This is a genomic window from Kitasatospora sp. NPDC004723, assembly GCF_040609255.1.
GTDB lineage: Bacteria > Actinomycetota > Actinomycetes > Streptomycetales > Streptomycetaceae > Kitasatospora.
In genome coordinates, this window is record NZ_JBEXJT010000052.1 from 40,945 (window position 1) to 59,682 (window position 18,738).

Annotated in this window: 16 protein-coding genes; 15 read left to right on the forward strand and 1 reads right to left on the reverse strand. The window is 72.1% G+C overall.

The annotated features are described in order from the left end of the window. The first annotated feature begins 60 nt into the window (after nucleotides 1-60). From ABZW10_RS33105 to ABZW10_RS33115, 3 genes are all read left to right on the forward strand, one after another. Nucleotides 61-1,293 carry a helix-turn-helix transcriptional regulator gene (locus ABZW10_RS33105; protein ID WP_355373503.1) on the forward strand — a complete coding sequence of 411 codons (1,233 nt, stop codon included), beginning with the start codon at nucleotides 61-63 and terminating at the stop codon, nucleotides 1,291-1,293. A 65-nt stretch (nucleotides 1,294-1,358) separates the two neighbouring features. After that, complete coding sequence (locus tag ABZW10_RS33110) at nucleotides 1,359-2,066, forward strand: flavoprotein (protein WP_355373506.1); 708 nt, start codon at nucleotides 1,359-1,361, stop codon at nucleotides 2,064-2,066. A gap of 148 nt (nucleotides 2,067-2,214) precedes the next feature. After that, a complete protein-coding gene (locus ABZW10_RS33115) occupies nucleotides 2,215-4,491 on the forward strand; it encodes a type IV secretory system conjugative DNA transfer family protein (RefSeq protein WP_355373508.1) in 2,277 nt (758 codons plus the stop codon). Nucleotides 4,492-4,794: 303 nt separating this feature from the next. Here ABZW10_RS33115 and ABZW10_RS33120 read toward each other — a convergent pair whose 3' ends face one another. Beyond that, nucleotides 4,795-5,274, reverse strand: coding sequence for a helix-turn-helix domain-containing protein (locus ABZW10_RS33120; RefSeq protein WP_355373510.1), 480 nt, complete (start codon nucleotides 5,272-5,274; stop codon nucleotides 4,795-4,797). A gap of 311 nt (nucleotides 5,275-5,585) precedes the next feature. Between ABZW10_RS33120 and ABZW10_RS33125 the strand changes: the two genes are divergently transcribed. The 12 genes from ABZW10_RS33125 to ABZW10_RS33180 all read left to right on the forward strand — a co-directional run bounded on the left by ABZW10_RS33125 (nucleotide 5,586) and on the right by ABZW10_RS33180 (nucleotide 17,775). Further along, nucleotides 5,586-6,605 carry a conjugal transfer protein gene (locus tag ABZW10_RS33125; RefSeq protein WP_355373512.1) on the forward strand — a complete coding sequence of 340 codons (1,020 nt, stop codon included), beginning with the start codon at nucleotides 5,586-5,588 and terminating at the stop codon, nucleotides 6,603-6,605. 90 nt (nucleotides 6,606-6,695) lie between these two features. Next, on the forward strand, nucleotides 6,696-6,941 hold the full coding sequence (locus ABZW10_RS33130) for a TcpD family membrane protein (protein ID WP_355373515.1): 246 nt from the start codon (nucleotides 6,696-6,698) through the stop codon (nucleotides 6,939-6,941). Then, nucleotides 6,941-7,513 (forward strand): hypothetical protein, encoded by a 573-nt coding sequence (locus tag ABZW10_RS33135; RefSeq protein WP_355373517.1) that lies wholly within the window; start codon nucleotides 6,941-6,943, stop codon nucleotides 7,511-7,513. The genes ABZW10_RS33130 and ABZW10_RS33135 overlap by 1 nt, the downstream gene beginning before the upstream one ends. Beyond that, on the forward strand, nucleotides 7,507-10,086 hold the full coding sequence (locus ABZW10_RS33140) for an ATP-binding protein (protein ID WP_355373520.1): 2,580 nt from the start codon (nucleotides 7,507-7,509) through the stop codon (nucleotides 10,084-10,086). The genes ABZW10_RS33135 and ABZW10_RS33140 overlap by 7 nt, the downstream gene beginning before the upstream one ends. After that, complete coding sequence (locus ABZW10_RS33145) at nucleotides 10,083-10,667, forward strand: hypothetical protein (protein WP_355373522.1); 585 nt, start codon at nucleotides 10,083-10,085, stop codon at nucleotides 10,665-10,667. Before ABZW10_RS33140 ends, ABZW10_RS33145 begins: the two co-directional genes overlap by 4 nt. A gap of 2 nt (nucleotides 10,668-10,669) precedes the next feature. Then, nucleotides 10,670-12,760 carry a hypothetical protein gene (locus tag ABZW10_RS33150; RefSeq protein ID WP_355373524.1) on the forward strand — a complete coding sequence of 697 codons (2,091 nt, stop codon included), beginning with the start codon at nucleotides 10,670-10,672 and terminating at the stop codon, nucleotides 12,758-12,760. 2 nt (nucleotides 12,761-12,762) lie between these two features. Next, a complete protein-coding gene (locus ABZW10_RS33155) occupies nucleotides 12,763-13,536 on the forward strand; it encodes a hypothetical protein (protein WP_355373526.1) in 774 nt (257 codons plus the stop codon). Next, on the forward strand, nucleotides 13,537-14,739 hold the full coding sequence (locus tag ABZW10_RS33160) for a peptidase M23 (RefSeq protein WP_355373529.1): 1,203 nt from the start codon (nucleotides 13,537-13,539) through the stop codon (nucleotides 14,737-14,739). It begins immediately after the preceding gene. A 13-nt stretch (nucleotides 14,740-14,752) separates the two neighbouring features. Next, the gene (locus ABZW10_RS33165; protein WP_355373532.1) at nucleotides 14,753-15,778 is read left to right on the forward strand and encodes a hypothetical protein; all 1,026 of its coding nucleotides are present in this window, start codon (nucleotides 14,753-14,755) and stop codon (nucleotides 15,776-15,778) included. Nucleotides 15,779-16,300: 522 nt separating this feature from the next. Then, a complete protein-coding gene (locus ABZW10_RS33170; RefSeq protein ID WP_355373534.1) occupies nucleotides 16,301-16,612 on the forward strand; it encodes a hypothetical protein in 312 nt (103 codons plus the stop codon). Between the two features lie 85 nt (nucleotides 16,613-16,697). Beyond that, a complete protein-coding gene (locus ABZW10_RS33175) occupies nucleotides 16,698-17,285 on the forward strand; it encodes a hypothetical protein (protein ID WP_355373536.1) in 588 nt (195 codons plus the stop codon). Between the two features lie 286 nt (nucleotides 17,286-17,571). Beyond that, complete coding sequence (locus tag ABZW10_RS33180; protein WP_355373538.1) at nucleotides 17,572-17,775, forward strand: hypothetical protein; 204 nt, start codon at nucleotides 17,572-17,574, stop codon at nucleotides 17,773-17,775. The last annotated feature ends 963 nt before the right edge of the window (nucleotides 17,776-18,738 follow it).

An 18,738-nucleotide genomic window follows, 5' to 3' on the forward strand; every position in this document is an offset into this window, starting at 1 on the left:
CGGTACAACAGACCGTAGGCACGCACTTCGCGTGCCTCGACCTCCTGCCCGGGACCGCCCATGACCACCACCCGCCGCGGCATCGGCCGCCGCATCGCCTACTGGCGAGGCCGCCGGAACCTCACGCAGGAGGAGTTCGGCGCCCTCATGGGCGGCTACAGCGTCCGGTGGGTGCAGGATCTCGAAGCCGAGAAGCGGCAGCAGGACCCCCGCCTTTCGGTGGTCGAGCGGGCCGCGCGCGTCCTGCGCATCCCGATGAAGTGGCTGATCGAGGACTCGCCGACCGTCTCCTGTGTCGATGCCGTCGAACTCGACGCGATCAGGCTCGCGCTCCACCGGCACGACGTCATCACCGGCACCGCCGACGCCGCTTCCGCCGGGCCGCTCCCGATCCCCGAGCTGCGCCGGCGCTGGGTGCACGGCCGGATGGCCTTTCAGGCCGGGAGCTTCGGCTCGCTGGGCCGGGTCGTGCCCGAGCTCCTGGTCGAGGCCAACCGGGCCGCCGCCCGGTACGAGGGCGACGACCAGCGGGCCGCGCTGCGCCTGCTGTCCCTGACGTACGGCCTGACCGAGGCCGTCTCGGTGAAGTTCGGCGCCCCGGACCTCGCCCTGATCGCCGGGCACCGCGCGGTGCTCGCCGCCGAGCGCAGCGAGGACCCCGTCGTCATGGCCAGCGCCGCCCGGCAGTTGGCCGACGCCATGACGCACCAGGGCCAGGCCGCCGCGGGCGTCGACTTCGCCCTCGCCGTCGCGGCCCGGCTGGAGTCGGACCTCCTCGCCCGGGGTGCCGCCGGGGTGTCGGTGCTCGGCATGCTCTACCTCAAGTCCGCCATGGCTGCGGCGCAGGTCGACAGCGTCCCCGCCGCCCGGCGGGTGCCCGGCCTCCTGGACCAGGCCGCCGAGCACGCCGCGCTGCTCGGCTACGACGGCAATCACGTGTGGACGGCCTTCGGGCCGACCAACGTCCTGATCCACAGGGTCGCCGCGTCCACCGCGCTCGCCGAGGGCGGCGCGGCCGTCGCCGTCGCGCTCACCATCCCCGACTCCTCCCTCGCCGACCTCCCGCGCGAGCGGAGGGCCCATCACCTCGCGGACCTGGCCGCCGCCTACGTGCAGGCGGGCCGCCGACCGGAGGCGGTCGACGCCCTGCTGCGCGCCGAGCGGGAAGCGCCCGAGGAGGTCCGCTGCCGCCCCAGGACCCGGGCCCTGGTCGACGACCTCCGCCTCCTCGGCGCGGGGGCGGCAGAGGGCCGCCTGCGGGCGCTGGCAGGGCGCTGCGGGCTTGCTGACTGACCGCCGGTCGGGCCGAGGTCCGGACGGCGCCGAGGCGGACCTCCGGCCCTTCGTAGGGTGAGGCCATGACGACACAGGACGACGTCCCGCCGCTCGACATCTGCGGCCTCCCCTACCCGCACGACCCGGCCCGGTACTGCACCCGCCGCAGCGGCCACCGGCCCCGCCACCTTCACCAGACGGCCCGGTCCGAGCAGTGGGTCGTCAAGCCGCGCGGCGTGCTCTACCTGGTCGCCTGCGCCGCCCCGCCGGCGGCCGACCTGGCGACCCCGATCCGCGGCGCGCAGGAACTCGGGTGGGACGTCTGCGTGATCGTCACCCCGTCCGTGCACCGGTGGGCGACCGAGGACCCCGACAGCGGCATCGACCTCGACGCCCTCGCCGAGCTCACCGGCTACCCGGTCCGCCACACGTACAAGCTCCCGAGCGAGCCGGACCTCCTCCCCTCGCCGGACGCCCTGTTGGTCGCCCCGATGACCAACAACACCGTGAACAAGTGGGCCGCGGGAGTGTCGGACACCCTCGCCCTCGGCCTGATCACCGAGGCGATCGGCCTCGACCGCCCGATCATCGCCCTGCCGCACTTCAACCGGGCGCAGGCCGCCCACCCCGCGGTGAACGCCAGCGTGGCCACCCTGCGCGGCGCCGGGGTGAACGTCCTCCTCGGCGAGGGCGGGTTCGTCCCGCACGAGCCCCGCACGAGCGACCGCCACGCCTACCCCTGGCTGGCGGCCCTCGCCGCCCTGCCCACCCTGCCCGCCGAACGCGACTGACCCGCGCTCACCCCCGCCGCGCCCGGCCCTCCCGAGGGGGCCGGGCGCACCCGTCCCGGGAAAGGCACTGGGCATCAGGCGTCCCGTGGGTGAAGATCGGCCCCACGGTGCGCCCCGCGTCGGGCGTACCGGTGAAAGGGGGGAACGGGTGGAAACGACAGCACTTGCACTACCCGGACCGCTGGAGCACCTGCCCGGCGGACTGCTCGCCGGCGGGAGCGGGCTGCTCCTGGTCGCGCTCGCGCTCCTGGCGCTGATGGCCAACGCGACCAGCACGCCGGCGGGCAAGAAGGCGTTCAACGAGAGCATCAACAGGGGGGTCGACCGCGCGGCCCGGGTCGTCGGCCGGTACGTCGCCGGCCGCGACCTGAACGGCGAGCAGTCGGCCTCGGCGACCTGGTGGCGGGCGGCCCCGCCGATCCCCGACGACCAGCAGGGCGAGACCCCGATCGAGCGCCTCGGCCTCAAGTCGGGCGCCGGGTCGGTCAGCCTCGCCAAGAAGACCCCGAGCAGGGCCTCCGGGCTCGCGCGGACCGTCCGGGTCGTCACGGCTCCCGTGCGGGTCCTGCTGCGCTCCCTGGCCGGGCTCTGGCGGGTGCTGCGGATCTGGCGGAGGTGGCCGGGCTTCGCCCGCTCGATCGTCCGCCTCGCACCCCTCGCGGTGGCGTGGGGCCTGTGGCGCTTCCCCGAGGAGACCAGGCTCGCGCTGCTCGGCGTCGCCGCCGGGGTGCTCGCCGCGGCCCTCACCAGCCGGGCCGGCCTCGGCTGGTGGAGGGTCTCGCCGGTGTGGACAGATGGACAAATCTACGGACCGGCGGTGTGGGTCGCGCTGCGCCAGGCCCTCCGATTCGAGGACACGGAGCCGGATCGACGGTGGCTCTCCGTGCCCGACGACACGGCCGCCGAGGGGGCCCGTATCGTCCTGAGAATCCCCATCAAATGGCCGGGAGGGCCGGAAGCGAAATCGTCCGTCGAGCGGGCCGTCGCGGACCGCGTGCCGGGAGAGTGGATTCCCCGGTGGAACCGCACCGGGCCCGAGCACTATGTCGAGTGGACCCTCGCGCCGAAGCCCAAGCCGAGGGCCAAGCTTCCCGCCTCCGTCGGATGGAAGCCGAGCGGCGACGCCCGCCGAGTGTTCCTCGGAATGGCGATCGAGGACAACGATTTGGTCGACGTGGTCGTGCAGACCAAGACGGCTACGCCGCACTGGGGCGTGGCCGGGCCGACCGGTGCCGGTAAGTCCTCCGTGCTGTATATCCCGGTCGTCCACGCCCGCACCCATGGCGAACTGGTGGACATCCTCGACACCAAGCGCAACAGCCTGATCGAGGCGGACGGCTATTCGGGCGTCCGAATCCACAAGGACACGCGGGCGTGCGTCGCGGCATTCGCGGAATTCATCACCAGCATGATGGCGGCCGAAGCCGCTGCCGAAAAGGGAGCCGACCCCCGACTCCGGGCGATGCTGGTTCCCCGCCTGCTGGTGTGCGACGAACTCCCGACCCTGATCAAACTCGCCTACACCTGGTGGCGGTACGGAATCAAGGGAAAGGGAACTCCCCCGTTCCTGGACTGGCTCTCGATCATCCTCCTGCAAGGCCGGTCCAGCGATCACCGAGTTGTCATCGGAACGCAGCAGTTCGCCAATGCGTTTTTCGGCGGCACCATGGAACGGGCGCAGATCGGAACCCGCGTCGTCCTCGGCGGCCAGGACCGCATTTCGTGGGGCGTCGCTTTCGGGCAGAGTACGCCGGTCATCAGCTACGACGTTTCCACCCCCGGGCGCGGCGCATTCTCCGACACCCGGCAGAGCCCCGACGGGGAACACCTCTACGTGCGGGAGTTCCAATCCAGCTACATCACCCCGCAGGTCGGTAGTCTGCTCGCGCAGTGCCCGCAGGCCCCGGCCTGGTTCGACAATGGCGAAATGGCCCCGTGGATCACGGGGGAGATCCTCGACCTGGTCCACGAGACCGCGGCAACGGCCGACTTCATGCCCGGCGGCAGGCACGGACCCAAGGGGTCGCGTGCCCCTGTCGCGCCGAGCGCAGGGGCGGGGGTCGGAGGGGGTTCTCCCACGTCACAGCACGCGACAGGCAACAGTTCGGGGGTCGGTGCGACAGCCGGTGCGACAGCGGCCGGCGAGGAGGAGCCCCCGGTCGAGGACGACATGCCGGAGACCTACACGCTCGCGCAGGCGTACACCGAGGGCATTCTCCCGTGGAAGGCCGCAACGAGCCGCACGTACTTCAAGCGGGGAGTCGATCGGGGAATCGAGCCGCCCGAGGGAATCAGCGACGGGCAGTCCTCCTACTACAGCGAGGCCGAGCTCCGGGATTGGCTCGCCAAGTGGGAGGCGTGGCAGCGGGACAAGGGAGTCAAGAGCCCGCGCCAGTCGCCCGAGAACGCGGAGGGCGAGGAGTAGGGGCGGAGTCACGAAAGGAGGGGCGGGTACCGGCAGTGAAGCCGGGCCCGCCCCTCCTTTCTCTTTTCCTGCCGGAGTCGCCTCGGAGGCCGTTCGGCCCCGTCGGCCCTTTCGATCGTCCCGGCATTCCGTGTCCGATCCGGCCGGTGCGTCCCCGGCGATCCGGCGGAGAGGCGGAAGAGAGCAGGTGTCGCAACTCGGTCCGAATCGGAGCGGAGGCGTTCCAGTGGCGATCCGGTTATCCCTCGGCTTCGCCCCGGGAAAACGGCCGGGTCGATTGGTTGCGGGTTTCCGTGAGGCCCTTCATGTGGAGGCTTTCCCTCGGGCTCCTCCGGAATCGAGTCCAATGTTCCGCCTCGGCCCCCGCTGCGCCTTGGTGGACTTCTTCGGTGGGCCGGGTAATTGGATTAATGCCGGTCCCGGAATGTCGAAAAGCTCGGAGAGTATGGGAATCCAGCGTGCGGGGATTCGCTGCCTTCCGTTCTCCACGTCGCAATACGTCGTGTTTCTGACTCCAAGCCTCTTGGCGACGCTCTCCTGTAGTAGACCCGCCGAGGTCCGCAATTCCTTGAGTGATGTCGGATTGGGTGGCGCGAGCAGGTCGGAAACCTTCACCCGGAGAAGCGAGGCTAGGGCTTTTAGCCGCGCCGCTCTCGGCACTCTTCCGCGCGTCTCCCATTCGGAGACGGAACTCCGGGAGCAGCCGATAGCGTCGGCGACTTCCTGCTGAGTCAGCCCGAGACGTTTCCGCAGTTTGCGCAGCAGATTGCCATGAATCCGCATCCGATTACCCCCCGTGTCGTTGCGACGGTATGGGCCCGCACTCTATCGGGTCGGGAACCGCCGACCCTGTGTCCATGTCATCGACAAGGGGGGCGGGGGTGGCCCGAAGAACTTTACGAAATTCTTTGACGGCCGATCACGTTCGACATATGGTCGGTCACCCGTGCGACTCCTGTGACGCACGGGCCCGGGGGGAGGGTTAGACAGGTATGCCCAGTTTTGGCACGGTTGCGCGCAAAATCGCAGGCATTCCAGAGCCCGGCACACGGCCGGAGCGAACTACGAAGCGGGCGGGGCGCAAGGGGCAACCCGTGCAGACCGGAGCGGCGCAGCCGCCCGCGAATCCATGGGAGGCCGCAGGCGCCGCCCTCGCACAGCAGGCGGCCGGACCGGCCGCCGACCAGGCCGCACCGCCGGCCACCCCGACACCGCCGCCGGCCGCCGCCGTGCCGTGGCTGCCGGAGACCGAGAAGCCATCGGCGCTGCACCTGCGCCGGGTCGGCCGCGTCACCCTGTGGGCGGTCGTCGTCCTCGCCGCCGTCACCGGCGTCAGGTCGTGGATCGTCCCGCCGAAGGCCCCGCCGCCGGCCGCGCCCGCGCCCACGCAGTCCGCCCCCGCCTACCCGGCCGAGGAGGCGCAGGCCCTCGCGGCCCGGTTCGCGCGCGCCTACCTCGGGTGGGACGAGACGACGCCGCAGCAGCGTGTCGCCGCCCTCGCCCCCCTGCTCCCGACGGGCACCGACCCGTCGCTCGGCTGGAACGGCAAGGGCCGTCAGGAGGTGGTCGACGTCCAAGCGGGCGCGGTCACCGTGGGCGCGCAGGGGCAGGCCCGGGTGCGGGTCGAGGCGCTCATCCGATCCGCCGCCGCCGCGGCTCCCGCGACGGCACCGCAGTGGGTCGCCCTTGAGGTGCCCGTCGCGGTCGCCTCCTCCGGCCGCATGGCCGTCACCGGCGAGCCCGGTCTCGTCGGTCTCCCGTCTCAGGGCCCGAGCCTCCCGCGCCTTACCACCGCGGAGGTCGACAGCGCCCTGTCCACCGAGTCACGCCCCGCCGTCGAAGCCTTCTTCAAGGCTTACGCCGGCGGGACCGTGGCCACGGCAGCGGCTCCCGGAGCCGCGATCCCGCCCCTCCCGGACGGGGTCGAGTTCAGCAGCGTGGCGGCCTGGTCGGTCGACCGCGGCGACGGCAGCGACAGGACCGGCACCGCCCGGATCTCCTGGACGCTCGGCGCCGCCACGGTCGAACAGACCTACCGCGTCAGGCTCACCCGCGTCACCAGCGCGGCGGCTGCCACCTGGCAGGTCGCCGCGGTCTACGGCGGCACCGGCTGACCCCCACGCTCCAAGGTGAGCACCACTCACCGCAGTTGAGCTCTCGTCATACACCCTGCTCAGAACGTCGCACTGCACCAAGGGGGATCAGTGAACGTCCAACTCGCCGCATTGACGGACGGCTCCGCGCTCAAGACGTGGCTGCTGATCATCATCGGCAACTTCTTCATCATCCTCATCGCCGCCCGCGGAGTCGGGCACTTCATGAAGCAGCAGTGGGGGGAGCTGATCACGATGATCGTCGCCGGCGTCGTGGTCGCCGGCTTCGTCTACTTCCCCGACACCGCGATTGCCCTCCTCGGCGACATCTGGACCAAGGTCAGCGGAAACGCCTGATGGCGCGCGAGGGGCACACCTACACCCGTCACTTCGACCTGGAGACGCGGCAGCACGAACTACTCGGCATGGACCTCGGGGAGGGCGCGCCGCGCCGCGCCCTGATCCTCGGCCTGGTCCTGGTGGCCGCGTGGACGGGCACGTTCCTGCTGCTGCTCGGGCTGCCGAGCAAGTTCACGTTCACGCTCTACTTCCTGCCGCCGGTCCTGCTCGCCGTCTTCGGAGCCCAGCGCTCCGGGCGGATCGAGCGGCGGTGGAACATCACGATGTGGGCGATCGGCATCCGGTACCTGGTCCTCGGGCACCGGCCGATCATCTGCGGGGGCCGCCGCGCCGCCCACCGGAGCGAATGGCTCGGCCGCCGCGCCCGCTGGGGCGGCCGGCTCGACCTGCTGCTCGACTCGCCCCTCGACCCGCTGCTGAGCCGGTGGCTCGGCCCCGAGGGGCAGATCCCGGAAGGCTCGGGCGCGCCGCTGCGCCTGGCCTCCCGGTCCCGGCTGTACGGACCCGACGCAATGGTGCGGGCCTACGGCCGCAAGGCATTCAAGGGGGAGGGACAGAACGCATGGTGAAGATCGTTGAGAGGGTGGGGCGGTTCCTCGGCCTCGGCGGCGACCGCTCGGCGGTGCCGCCCCGGTACGTCGCGCTCGCCGACGGCCTGATCGTGACCGAGACGCACGTCGAAGGCTGGTACCTGCTCGGCACCAGCAACACCGACCTCATGTCGGAGGGCGCCCGCGACGACGAACTCGACCAGGCCATCGCCGCCCTGTCGCGGACCCTGGTGGGCCTCGACTGCCACCTGCGTGTGCTGTGGTCGCCCCTGCACGCCGCCGACTACCTCGCCGAGGCCGAGCAGATGTTCAGCGCCGGCGACTGGCGGGCGTGGGCGGAACTGCGCGTCCAGCGGCTCGACCAGATCGAGCTACCGTCGAGGCACCTGCTCCTCGGTGTCCGGCTGACCGACCGCACCGGCGCGGCACAGGCCGCCGGCCGCCGCACGGTGCAGAACAGCCTTGGCATCGGAACCTCGGCGCTCAGCCCCCGCGAGCTCGCCCGCCTCGACGCGCAGATGCGCCGCCTCGGACACCGCCTCGCGGCGTCCCCCTGGCGGGCGCAGCCGGCCTCGGTCGAGATGCTCGCATGGATGATCAGCCGGGAGCAGCACCGCGGGGCCCCGGCCCCGGCGGCGCACCGCGGCACCGTCACCGGCGCGGCCCTCGCCAACCTCACCCGAGGGCGCGTCCTGCCGTTCCCCGACCACCTACAGGTGACCGCGCCGGATGGCAGCGTGGCGGCCTGGTCCTCGGTGCTGGTCATGACGGGCTTTCCCGAGTCGATGGAAGCCCCCGGGCCGGGCGAGTGGCTGCGCATGCTCGCCGAGGTCAATTACGTTCCGGACCTCGGCGACCTCGACGACAACGTGTCGGTCGTGCCCGTCAGCCCCGAGGCGTCCCTCCGGTTCCGCGTCCACCCCAAGCGCGAGGCGCTCAAGCTGGTGGACGACGCCCGCAAGCAGGCCAAGGAGCAGCGCCGCTCGGCCGCGGCCAACAGTGCGGAGGACCCGGGCCGGGAGATCGAGGAGACCGAGGACGTGATGGCCTCGCTCACCCGCGACATGAGGAGGGACGACGTCACCCTCGCCGAGGACCACCCGCGGCTGATCGTCACCAGCGAGGAGAGCCTCGACGACCTCCGCGCCCGGGTCGACGCCGTGATCACCTTTTACGGCGGACTCGGGATCGAGGTCCACGTCGCCACCGAGGAGCAGCGCGAGCTGTGGCTCGAAGCGCAGCCGGGCGACCGGCTGCGGGTGCCCGACCTCGGCCACGTCCGGGACGTCGCCGCGCTCGCCGGGTCGTGGTGGTGGGGCGGCGCGGCCGTCGGCGACACCGACGGCCCGATCGCCGGGTACCTCACCGGATCGACGCCGGCCCCGTTCCGCAACGACGTGACCGCCGGTTCGAGCAGGGGCGACGCGACGACGACCGCCTACCTCGGCCGCTCCGGCCGAGGCAAGACGACGGCGATGATGTTGTCGCTCCTCGACGCCGGGTTCCGCGGCGGGTTCGGCCTCGCCCTCGACTTCAAGGGCGACTTGGGTGGACTCGTCAGCGCCGCGAGGTACTACGGCCTGAGCGCGCACCTGGTCGAGACCGGACCGAGGTGGTCGGGCTTCGCCGACCTGTTCAAGCTCCTCGACCGCGAGGGCAGCGAGCGAGCGCAGACCGAGGTGCCCACTCAGCTCGGCATCGCCCTGCCCGGCCACCTGTGGGCCCGCGGCGCCGAGACCCCGATCCAGCACGCCACCAACGCGGTCATCGCCGAGGGCGACCCCGCGACGTGGAAGGTGATCGAGTACCTGCGGCAGATGGAGGACCCCCTCGCCCGCGAGGCCGGTGAGGCCCTGCACGAACTCGCACAGACGTCGATCGGCGCGCCCTTCATGGGCCGCCCGACCACCGACGTCCCGCCGCTGCGCCCCGAACCGGGGCTCTGGGTCGTGCAGATGCCCGGCCTGTCTCTGCCGGACATCGAGTCGGACCGCGAGGACTGGTCCGTCTCGCAGCGCCTCTCGGTCGCCCTCATGCACAGCATGCTGGCGTTCGGCATCACCACCGCCGGCCGCCGGGACCTGCGCGGCCTGCGGAAGATCGTCGCGGTGCCGGAGGTGCACGTCCTCACTTCGACCAAGGAGGGCAGTGCCTTCCTGAGCTACATCGCCCGAGTCGGCCGCGCCCTCGGGACGGCCCTGCTGCTCGACTCCCAGGACCCGGAGAGCCTGGCGAAGCTGATCGGCGTCGTGGAGCAGCTCACGACGGTGGTGGGGTTCCAGTTGACCACCCCGAGCCAGCAGGACGCGCTTGCCGAGCTCCTCGGCCTGCCGCAGGACGCGCACACCCGGGCCCTGATCCGCTCGATCGGCCTCCTCCCGGACGGCGAGATCCGCCACGGCCACAGCATCGTGCGCGACCGGAAGTTCGCCGCGGCCACCGTCCAGTGGGACATCCCCAGCCTCGAACTGCGGGACCTGTTGGACACCTCGCCCCGCCCCGACGTCGACCCCGAGGACGACGTCGAGCACGACCCTGCCGACGACCCCGACGGCCAGGCCGTCCCCCTGGAGAAGGTGACCACCCCGTGAACCGCCGCGCCCTCGCCGCCACGCTCGCCGCCGCCGCCGTCCTCACCGCCGCCGGCTGCTCCTCCGGCGCCGCCAAGAAGACCGGCGACCCGACCGAGGACGTCCGCGCCACGGCCAAGCGCTACCAGGACGCGGCCAACAAAGGCGACTGGCCGACCGCCTGCCCGCTGATGTCCGCCCGGCTGCGCGGCGGCGACGTACAACACTGCCTTGACGACCACGCCGCGAACCCGGCCTCCGTCGAGCACGCCTCGCCTTCGCCGACCGCCAGCCCGAGCCCCGTCGCCACCTACGCCGACGGCTCCACCGTCCCGCCGCCCGCCACCGCCAAGGCCACCGGCCCCGACTACGCCGACACCAGCCCGGTCACCCTCGGCGACGTCATCCAGGTGCCCGCCGCCGGCGCGCACCCCGCCGGGTACGGCGTCCTGGCCACCTGGTCGGTCACCTGGCCCGGCAAGACGCCCGAGACGGACCGCCGCGCGCTGCGCCTGGTCGCCGAGGAAGGCGGCTGGAGGGTCGACCAGCACGAAGACAACATCAAGGGCGCGGGGGAGCTGCGCACCGTCCTAGGGGGGTAGTAGTGCCGATCCTGTACCGCCTGCCGCGGCTGCGGAACCTCGCCGTGCCGCTGCTGTTCCTGCTTTGCCTCATGACCCTTTTCGCCCACCCGGCGAACGCGGCCAACATCGAGCCCGTCGGCATCGGCGACCTGATGCCCTCGCCGTCGAGGTCGGTCCCGGCCGGGCAGGGCACCATGTACGAGACGTACCACAACCTGCTGTTGTGGCAGCTCGACTCGGATTTCGGCGTCAGCGACGTCCTCGACTCCACCCTCGAAGGCGTCGCGGACATCTGCATGGCGCTGATCACCGTCATCGGGTCGGCCGCGGTCGTCGTCGTGCAGTGGGTGTTCCAACTGACCTCGATCCCCGCGCTTGAGGACTCGATCACCCGCTCGATCGGCGGCGCGGCCTCCGGTCTGACGGCCACGCTGCTCCCGGCCGCCCTCGCGGTCGGCGCGGTCGTCGCCTTCGCCCAGCACCGCAAGGGCGGCGGCGGCATGTCTCAGATCGCCTGGCTGGTCGTCTCCGGCGTCGTCTCCATGTCGCTCCTGACCACCCCCGGCGCGTGGGTGCAGGGTGTCGACACGGTCCGCAGCGTCGGCGCCAACGTCACCATGAGCGCGACCGCCGCCGGCCTCGGCGACGGTACGACGGAGTATCCGTTCAAGCTCGACCACGCCCCGCAGTTCACCGGCAACGGACGCGACGACATGCTCCGCAAGAGCTCGGATGCCGTGTGGCGCGCCTACGTGGCGACCCCGTGGTGCCTGGCCGAGTTCGGGTCGTTCGAGGCGTGCAAGAAGTTCGGCGGCCAGGTGCTCGACAAGGGCATCGACCGAGACAAGCGCAAGGAGTGGTTGCAGGACAACGTGACCAAGGACGCCGTCGGCTCGGACTCCGTGTCGTGGCGTCAGGGGCACAACCCGATCGGCCGGATCGCGGTGACCGTGCCCTCGCTGATCAGCGTGACGATCTTCGCGGCGCTGGTCATCATGCTGGCCTTCACCTCGCTGGCGAGCCTCCTCGGCGCTCTCATGCTGTTGCTGACGGGCGTGATCTTCGCGTGCCTCTGGGTCATCCCCGGGAAGCCGCGGCAATGGGGGCTGGCGTGGTTCGACCAGCTCCTCGGCCGCACGCTGGAGAGCTTGATCGCGACCCTGGTCCTCGGCGCCGTCCTCTCGTTGCAGACCGCCACGACGCAGATGTTCGGGTCGTACGGCTGGCTGCCGAGCGTGGGCCTGTCGATCGCGACCGCCGTCGTCGGCTTCAAGTTCCGGTCCACCGTCGCCCAGATCTTCGGCGTCTCCGGGTCCAGCAGCGGCATGCTCGGCGGGTTCCTCGCCGCCAAGGCCCTGAGCAAGCTCACCGGCGGCAGCGGCACGAAGTGGCGCCCCAAGGACAGCAGCGGCCCGGCCCGCCCCGGCGGCGGCCGTGGCGGCAGCAGCAGCCCCAGCGGCGGCAGCACCGGCGGAGCCACCGCCGGAGCACCCGGCAGCGGAGGCCCATCGGGCGGCAGCACGCCCAGCCGCGTGCCCAACCACCGCCCACCCGCACCCACCCCGCCCCGCTCGGCCGAGGCACCCGTGCCCACCCCCGAGCACGCCGTCACCCTCGACCGCCTCGACCGCACCTCACCCCCGGGCACCACCACGGCGCCCACCGTCCCCGCGCGTCGACAGCCCCGGCCCATCCCGGCCACCGCCGCCGGCGCGCCCCGCCCCGCAGTCGGCACCGGCACCGGCGCCGCCACCGCCGACCGGCCCCGCCCCGCGGTCGGCGCCGGCGCCACCGGCAGCCGCCCCGCCCTGCCTCCCGCCCGCACCCCGCAGGACGCCACCACCGGCACCCCGCGGCCGACCACGTCCACCCTGCGCCCCGAGCGCGGCGACACCGTGCCCGGCTACGACTTCCGGCAGGCCCCGCCCCCGGCGGCCCCCGGCGCGCCCCGCGTCATCCGGGGAACCGTCGTCGCCCGCAGCGCCCCGACCGTCGCCCACCGTCCGCCCACCCGCCGGGCCTCGACCAGCCCGCCGCCTCCGGCCCGCCGCACCGCACCCAACGCCCGCACCACGGACGCGGCGCCCACCCGCACGGCCGGGAGGGTCTGACGATGTCCGACGACCGCACGCCGCAGCAGTGGCGCGAGCTCCTCGCCCGCGCCACGGAGACCCCGCCGGAAGCCCGCACCGGCAAGCGCCGGGACCGCCGGTCGGCCCGCGCCGGCCACCGCGCCGCCGGACGGAAGGAGATCAAGGAAGCACTGCGGGAGGAGCGTGCCCGGGAGCCGATCAACCCTGCTGGCGCCCTCCTGGTCGTCGCCGTCGTCATCGGCATCGGCGCCGCCCTCCACTGGCTGTGGCCCGGCCTCAACGGCGACCGCCAACCCGCCGCCGCCCCGCCCGCGGCAACCTCCGCCCCCGCCCCGGTGACCACCGGGGCGGGGCCCGCCCCCACCGCGACGACGTCCTCGCCGTCGCCCACCGCATCCCCCGTCGACCGCACCAACGGGGAGGCTGTCGCCCGGGAGGCCGTCCGGCTCTACCTCACCCGCGACCCGGTCAAGGACCAGGACCACCGGGCCTCGGTCGACCGGGCCGCGCCCTACCTGACCGCAGCCCTGGTCGACAACCTCAAGGCGCACACCGACCCGGCGTTCGACAAGCTCAACAGTCAGTCCGGCATCGCCACCGTCACCGCCGTCACCCTCGCCCCCGCCGGTACCGACCTGCCGCCCGACAACCCGCTGCGGATCTGGCGCAAGGCGACTGCGGCCGTCACCGTCGAGGGCTACACCACCACCACGCAGACGACCGAGCTGCGCGTCGAGGTGACCCTCGACGGCGACCGGTGGCGGGTGTCCGCGATCCTCGGTCTGGGGGCATAGGTGGACAGCCGCGACGCGGCCCGGGTCGCCCGTGCCCTCACGCAGGTGGCGGGCCGCGGGGCCATGGTCAAGGTCGGCGGCGTCGTCGCCGTCGTCTTCCTCATCCTCCTGGTGATCCTCGGCCTGCTCGGCGCCACCACCGGCGGCACTGCCGCCGCCGCCGGGAGCTCCTGCGGCGGGCGAGGGGTGCCCGGTGCCCCGCAGCCCGGCAGCGGTCCGGCCCCGCCCGGACCCGTCGCCGAGGGACAGGTCACCAACGCGATGATCATTGACGGGGTGGCCGTCCGGGGAGGACTCCCCGGACGCGCGACCCTGATCGCCCTCATGACCGCACTCCAAGAGAGCTCGCTGGTCGACCTCGCCGGCGGTGACCGCGACTCCATCGGCCTGTTCCAGCAGCGCCCCTCGCAGGGCTGGGGCACCGTCGAGCAGATCCTCCACCACCCCGACTACCAGGCCCACATGTTCTTCTTCGGCGGCGACAGCGGCGACCCACCCGGCCTGACCGACATCAAGGGGTGGCAGCTCATGCCCTACGGCGCCGCCGCCCAGGCCGTGCAGCGCAGCGCATACCCGGACCTCTACGACCGGCACGAGCAGAACGCGCGCCGGATCGCCGCACAGGCCGGCATCGACCTCGAACGGGCGGGCACCGCCACCGGCACCAACCCCGGTACTGGCACCAGCGCCTCGCCCAGCAACCCGACGGACTGCTACCCCGAGACCCCCGGCACTCCCGGAACCCCGTTCCACGACGCATCCTCGCCCTGGCCCGCCGAGGTGAAGAACCCCCGCTCGACCGCGGACACCATCGCGTGGGCCCGCAACGAGGTCGCCACCGGCGGCCCCGACTGGCGCCGACGCTGCCTCGCCTTCGTCGCCGCCGCCAACGGGTGGCACGGCGCCGGGTACACCAACCCGCCCGCCAACACCCACAGCTACGCGACCGAGCTGTACACCAACATGATCCCGCTGAACATGCACCACGACAAAGACCGCAACCCGCCCCCGGGGGCCTTGCTGTTCTGGGACACGGGGTCCGACGCGGGACACGTCGCGCTCTATGTCGGCAACGGCCAAGTGGCCTCCTCCGACATCCTGCGCCCGGGATACATCGACATCGTCCCCGCCGAGCAGATCGAGACGAAGTGGAACGCCGTCTACCTCGGGTGGGCGCCGCCCTACTTCCCCGCCGGCGGATAGGAGAGCACCGACCATGACCCACCCCGTCGACCCGGCCACCCTCGCCGCCCTACCGCCCACGCCCCTCTACACGATCACCCTCACCACCCACGGCACCGCACAGATCGACGGCGAGGAGGTGCTCCTCCGCCAGGGCGACGACGTCCACCGCGCCGCCCTCGCCGAGATCGTGATCAAAGCGGCCTACCTCGGCCGCCCCGTCCGCGTGAACGCCAAGGACCCGAGCGGTGTCACCACACCGTTGGTCGTCCACCTCGACGGCTCCGTGACCACCCTCCCGCACCCCCACCCGGCGCCCGCCCGCCCGGCACCGGCCCCCGCTGCGCCCCTCGCGCAGCAGCCCGCGCCTGAACCGGCCGCGGCGTCCGGCCCTGCCCGCCCCGCGGCTCCCGCACCACCACTGCCCGCGGCAACCGTCCAGCAGCCCGCGTACACCCGCCTACCGGCCCCCGGCGAGCCCTACCAGGGCCAGGCCCTCCCCGAGTGGGCACATCCCGCCCCCGCGCCTGCCCCCGCCCCGCCGGTCGCCACCGCCCCGCCCTCGGCGAGCACCCCCTCGCCGACCCCGCCGGCGCCCGCCTCCGCCGACCTCTGGGCCGCCCCCTTCCCGGAGGAGTACCGGGGCCTGCTCGACCGCCTCCGGGAGGAGGAGCGCGCCGGACACCTCGACCGCGCGCTCGACCACGCCGACGTGCTGGAGTCGATCCTCGAAAAGCTCCACGGCCCCGAGCACCCACTCACCGTCAACGCCCTCGCGCTGCGCGGATGGCTCCTCATCCGGCAGGAAGTCGACTCGGCCCTCAGCACCGAGACGCTGCTCCTGACGGTGCAGCGCCGCCGCGCCGGCGGAGCCCCCGAGGAGGAGACACGGAAGGTGCTCCGGGACGCCTACCGGTCGTGGTGGAGGCTCGCCACCGACGATCCCGCCTACGCCCGGGAGACGGCCGAGCAACTGGTCGACCTCCTCGGCGACGACCGCCACGCCGAGGAGGTCATCAAGTGGCTGGAGAGCGGCACGGTAGGAACCGCCGCCCGGTGACGAACGCGAGGCCCCCTGCAACCCCGGTTGCAGGGGGCCTCTCCATGCCCGCGACGACCCTCTCGACCGCCCTCCGCATCCGCCCCGGCCGGTGTCCGGAAATCCGGACACCAAGCGCACCAAGGGCCGCGCGGCACCGACCCGCACAGGCCGACCCGATCAGGGCGCAGCGGCGGGGCGCAGCACCGGGCGCAGCGGACCCGAGGAGCAGCCTCCGCCCCTACTAGGCCCGGGAGGTGGTCCCCAGGGTGCCACACGGCCCGTAGGCCGCCCTCCGGGCCCTGGCGGGCCCTGCGGGTGGATTGCCGGGCACCTCGCTCCGCTCGGCGCGTTCACCGGCAATCCAGTCCGCTTACGCGGACCGCCCTCGCCTGCGCCTCCTTCGTCGGCGCGCACCGGCGAGGGTGGCCAGCCCTGCGCCTCCTTCGTCGGCGCGCACCGGGCTGCCCAGCAGGGGGGCCGTGCGGCCACCTGTGGCCCACCTCCCGGGCACACCGCCCGGGGCCGGCCAAGGAGACCCCTTTGAACAGCAAGATCGTTGCCACCCGCACCGAGACGGCACCCGCCGAGCCCGAGCACCACGTCACCGAGCGGGCCGACGACCTCCTCGCCCTCACCCGCGACGAGTTCATGACCCTGGTGAACGAGGCGGCCGACCTGGTCCTCGCGGAGCTCGACCTCGGCGACCGCGACCTCGACCTCCTCAACCTGGTGGTCAACACCGCCGGCTACCTCATCGACAACCCGGACGCCGAGGCCGACCTCGACGCCGTGATCACCGATCAGTACGGCATCGAGCCCGAGGAGCTGCGCGGCTGGTGGGACTGGAGCTGACCCTCGCTGCTCCCGGCCGAGCCCACGGGCCCGGCCGGGAGCCCGCACTCCCAGCCCAGCACCCACCACCAGGAGAAGCCCCAGCATGACCACCGACGCAGCACAGACGCTCGCCGCCGAGCTCACCGAGCGAGGCATCTCCGCCGAGGCCATCACCAGCCACGACGTCCGCACCGTGGCGATCCCGCACACGGTCTACGAAGCCGAGTACGCCGTACTGCACATCGAGCCCGCCGACGCCTCCGGCATCGTGGCGTGGCGGGCCGACAACGGCCACGGCGAACCCCTCGACTGGGGGGCCTTCAAGGTCCCCGCCCACTGCGCACAGCGCCGCACCGTCGACCGTGTCGGCGAGTGGCTCCTCGCCCACTCCTCGGTGCCCGGCCGCCCCACCATGAACGGGTTCCCGCAGCACTACACCCGGCACCACCTCCTGATGAGGATCGAGGCCGCGTCCCGCCTGCTGCGGGACGAGCTCGCCCTCGGCGGCCGGGAGGCCGGCCTCGCCGAGCTCGCCCTCGACACCCTGCTGTACCTCCTCGACCACCAGGAGGCCGAGCTCGACGAAGTGATCGCGGAACAGTACGGAGTCGGGCCGGCCGATCTCTACGCCCGATGGGCGGAGACGACCCCGCCCTCGGCCGGAGTCGAAGCGACGCCCAAAGAGGTCTAGACCATTCCGGGCCGGCGGCGACCGCCACCGGACACCCCGCCACCGAGGAACCCCCTCGACAGGCCGGATAAGCCGCCGAAAAGGCATGTGAAACAACGTCAGAACTCTCCGGCAATCCGGAAGTGAAATGACGCCATATTCACGCACCCAAGACAGGCCGACGGCGTGAAATTCGGGCCGCGAATTCCGAGAATTCACGAAACCTGATGACGACTCAAAGTCGACCGAACTCCGCCCGAAGCAGTCGACAATTCGCACGGATCACAGGAGCAGGAAAGCCGAATCAATGACCACGGAAACCCCGACGGAACAGCCGTCAGAAACGCTCGCAGCATCCATACAACGAGTCCTAGACAGAGACGTCGAGGAGACGTCCACCGAATCATGCGATGACGAGTACGACGAACTCCTCGCCCTCCGCGACTTCCGAGACGAAACACTCAAACTGATCACCGCCCTACTGGCAGGGGAACACCTCCCCACCCGGTAGGAGAGCCCACCAGGGGCGCAGCAGGGCAACAGCCCCGCTGCGCCCCTTCGCCGTTTCCCGGGACAGCCCCACCGACCCGTGAGACCATGGCGGAGGCCGTGCCGCAAGGCCACCACCGCGAGGCCGGCGAACTCGAAAGGTAACGGTTCGATCTCCATCTCGCGGGTGGAATCATGATCGTTAAGCGCCAGGTTACGGCCCTAATCGACAGCCTTTCAGGCTGGCACAGCCGCCTCTAAGTGGCCTGCGGCCACCGGCGGCACGGCCCGGCTTCGCCGGTCCACAAGGATTCCCGCCCCCCTGAGTGGCCTTCGGCCACGGGGCGGAAAGGACACTGCCCTTACGGGCAGCCGCTTCGCGGAGGGCCCCCTAAAGCCGCTTCGCGGCGGGGCCCGACCCTGCGGGGCAAGGAATAGGAACCCCCGCCCGAGAGGGCACGGGCAATGAGGCGAGAATTCCTGACAAGGGAAAGTGATACACGGTCAAGCCTCACCCCTCGACCCCGCCGAGGGAGGAGCCGGGAGGGGAGGGGAGAAGAGGCGGGAAAACCTGACGGGACAATTCTGATACCCTCTCAGGAGAAGGTGCGGAGCTTGATCAACAACATTAGACCGGGCATGTGATCATGAACCGGATAAAATCCGGGCTTGACAAGAACGACGGTCGGGTGTTGACTCAAAGTCACGGAACACCCGGTGACGGAAAGTGACACGAGGGCCGGCCACCCCCCACCCCTCCCAGTCAGCCAAGGCTGCGAAGCAGCCCGGTTTTCCCTGCGAAGCAGGGAAAACCCCAGGTCAATAGGCTGCGAAGCAGCCCAGAGTCACCACAAGCCCTCGGCGAAGCCGAGGGCCGGCCCTGCGAAGCAGGGCCCCGCCCCAGGCACGCCGCGGCCCGCCAACCGGGAAGCCCTAAGTAAGGGAGGGCACACCACTGAACACCAGACACCCCCCAGCGAATAGA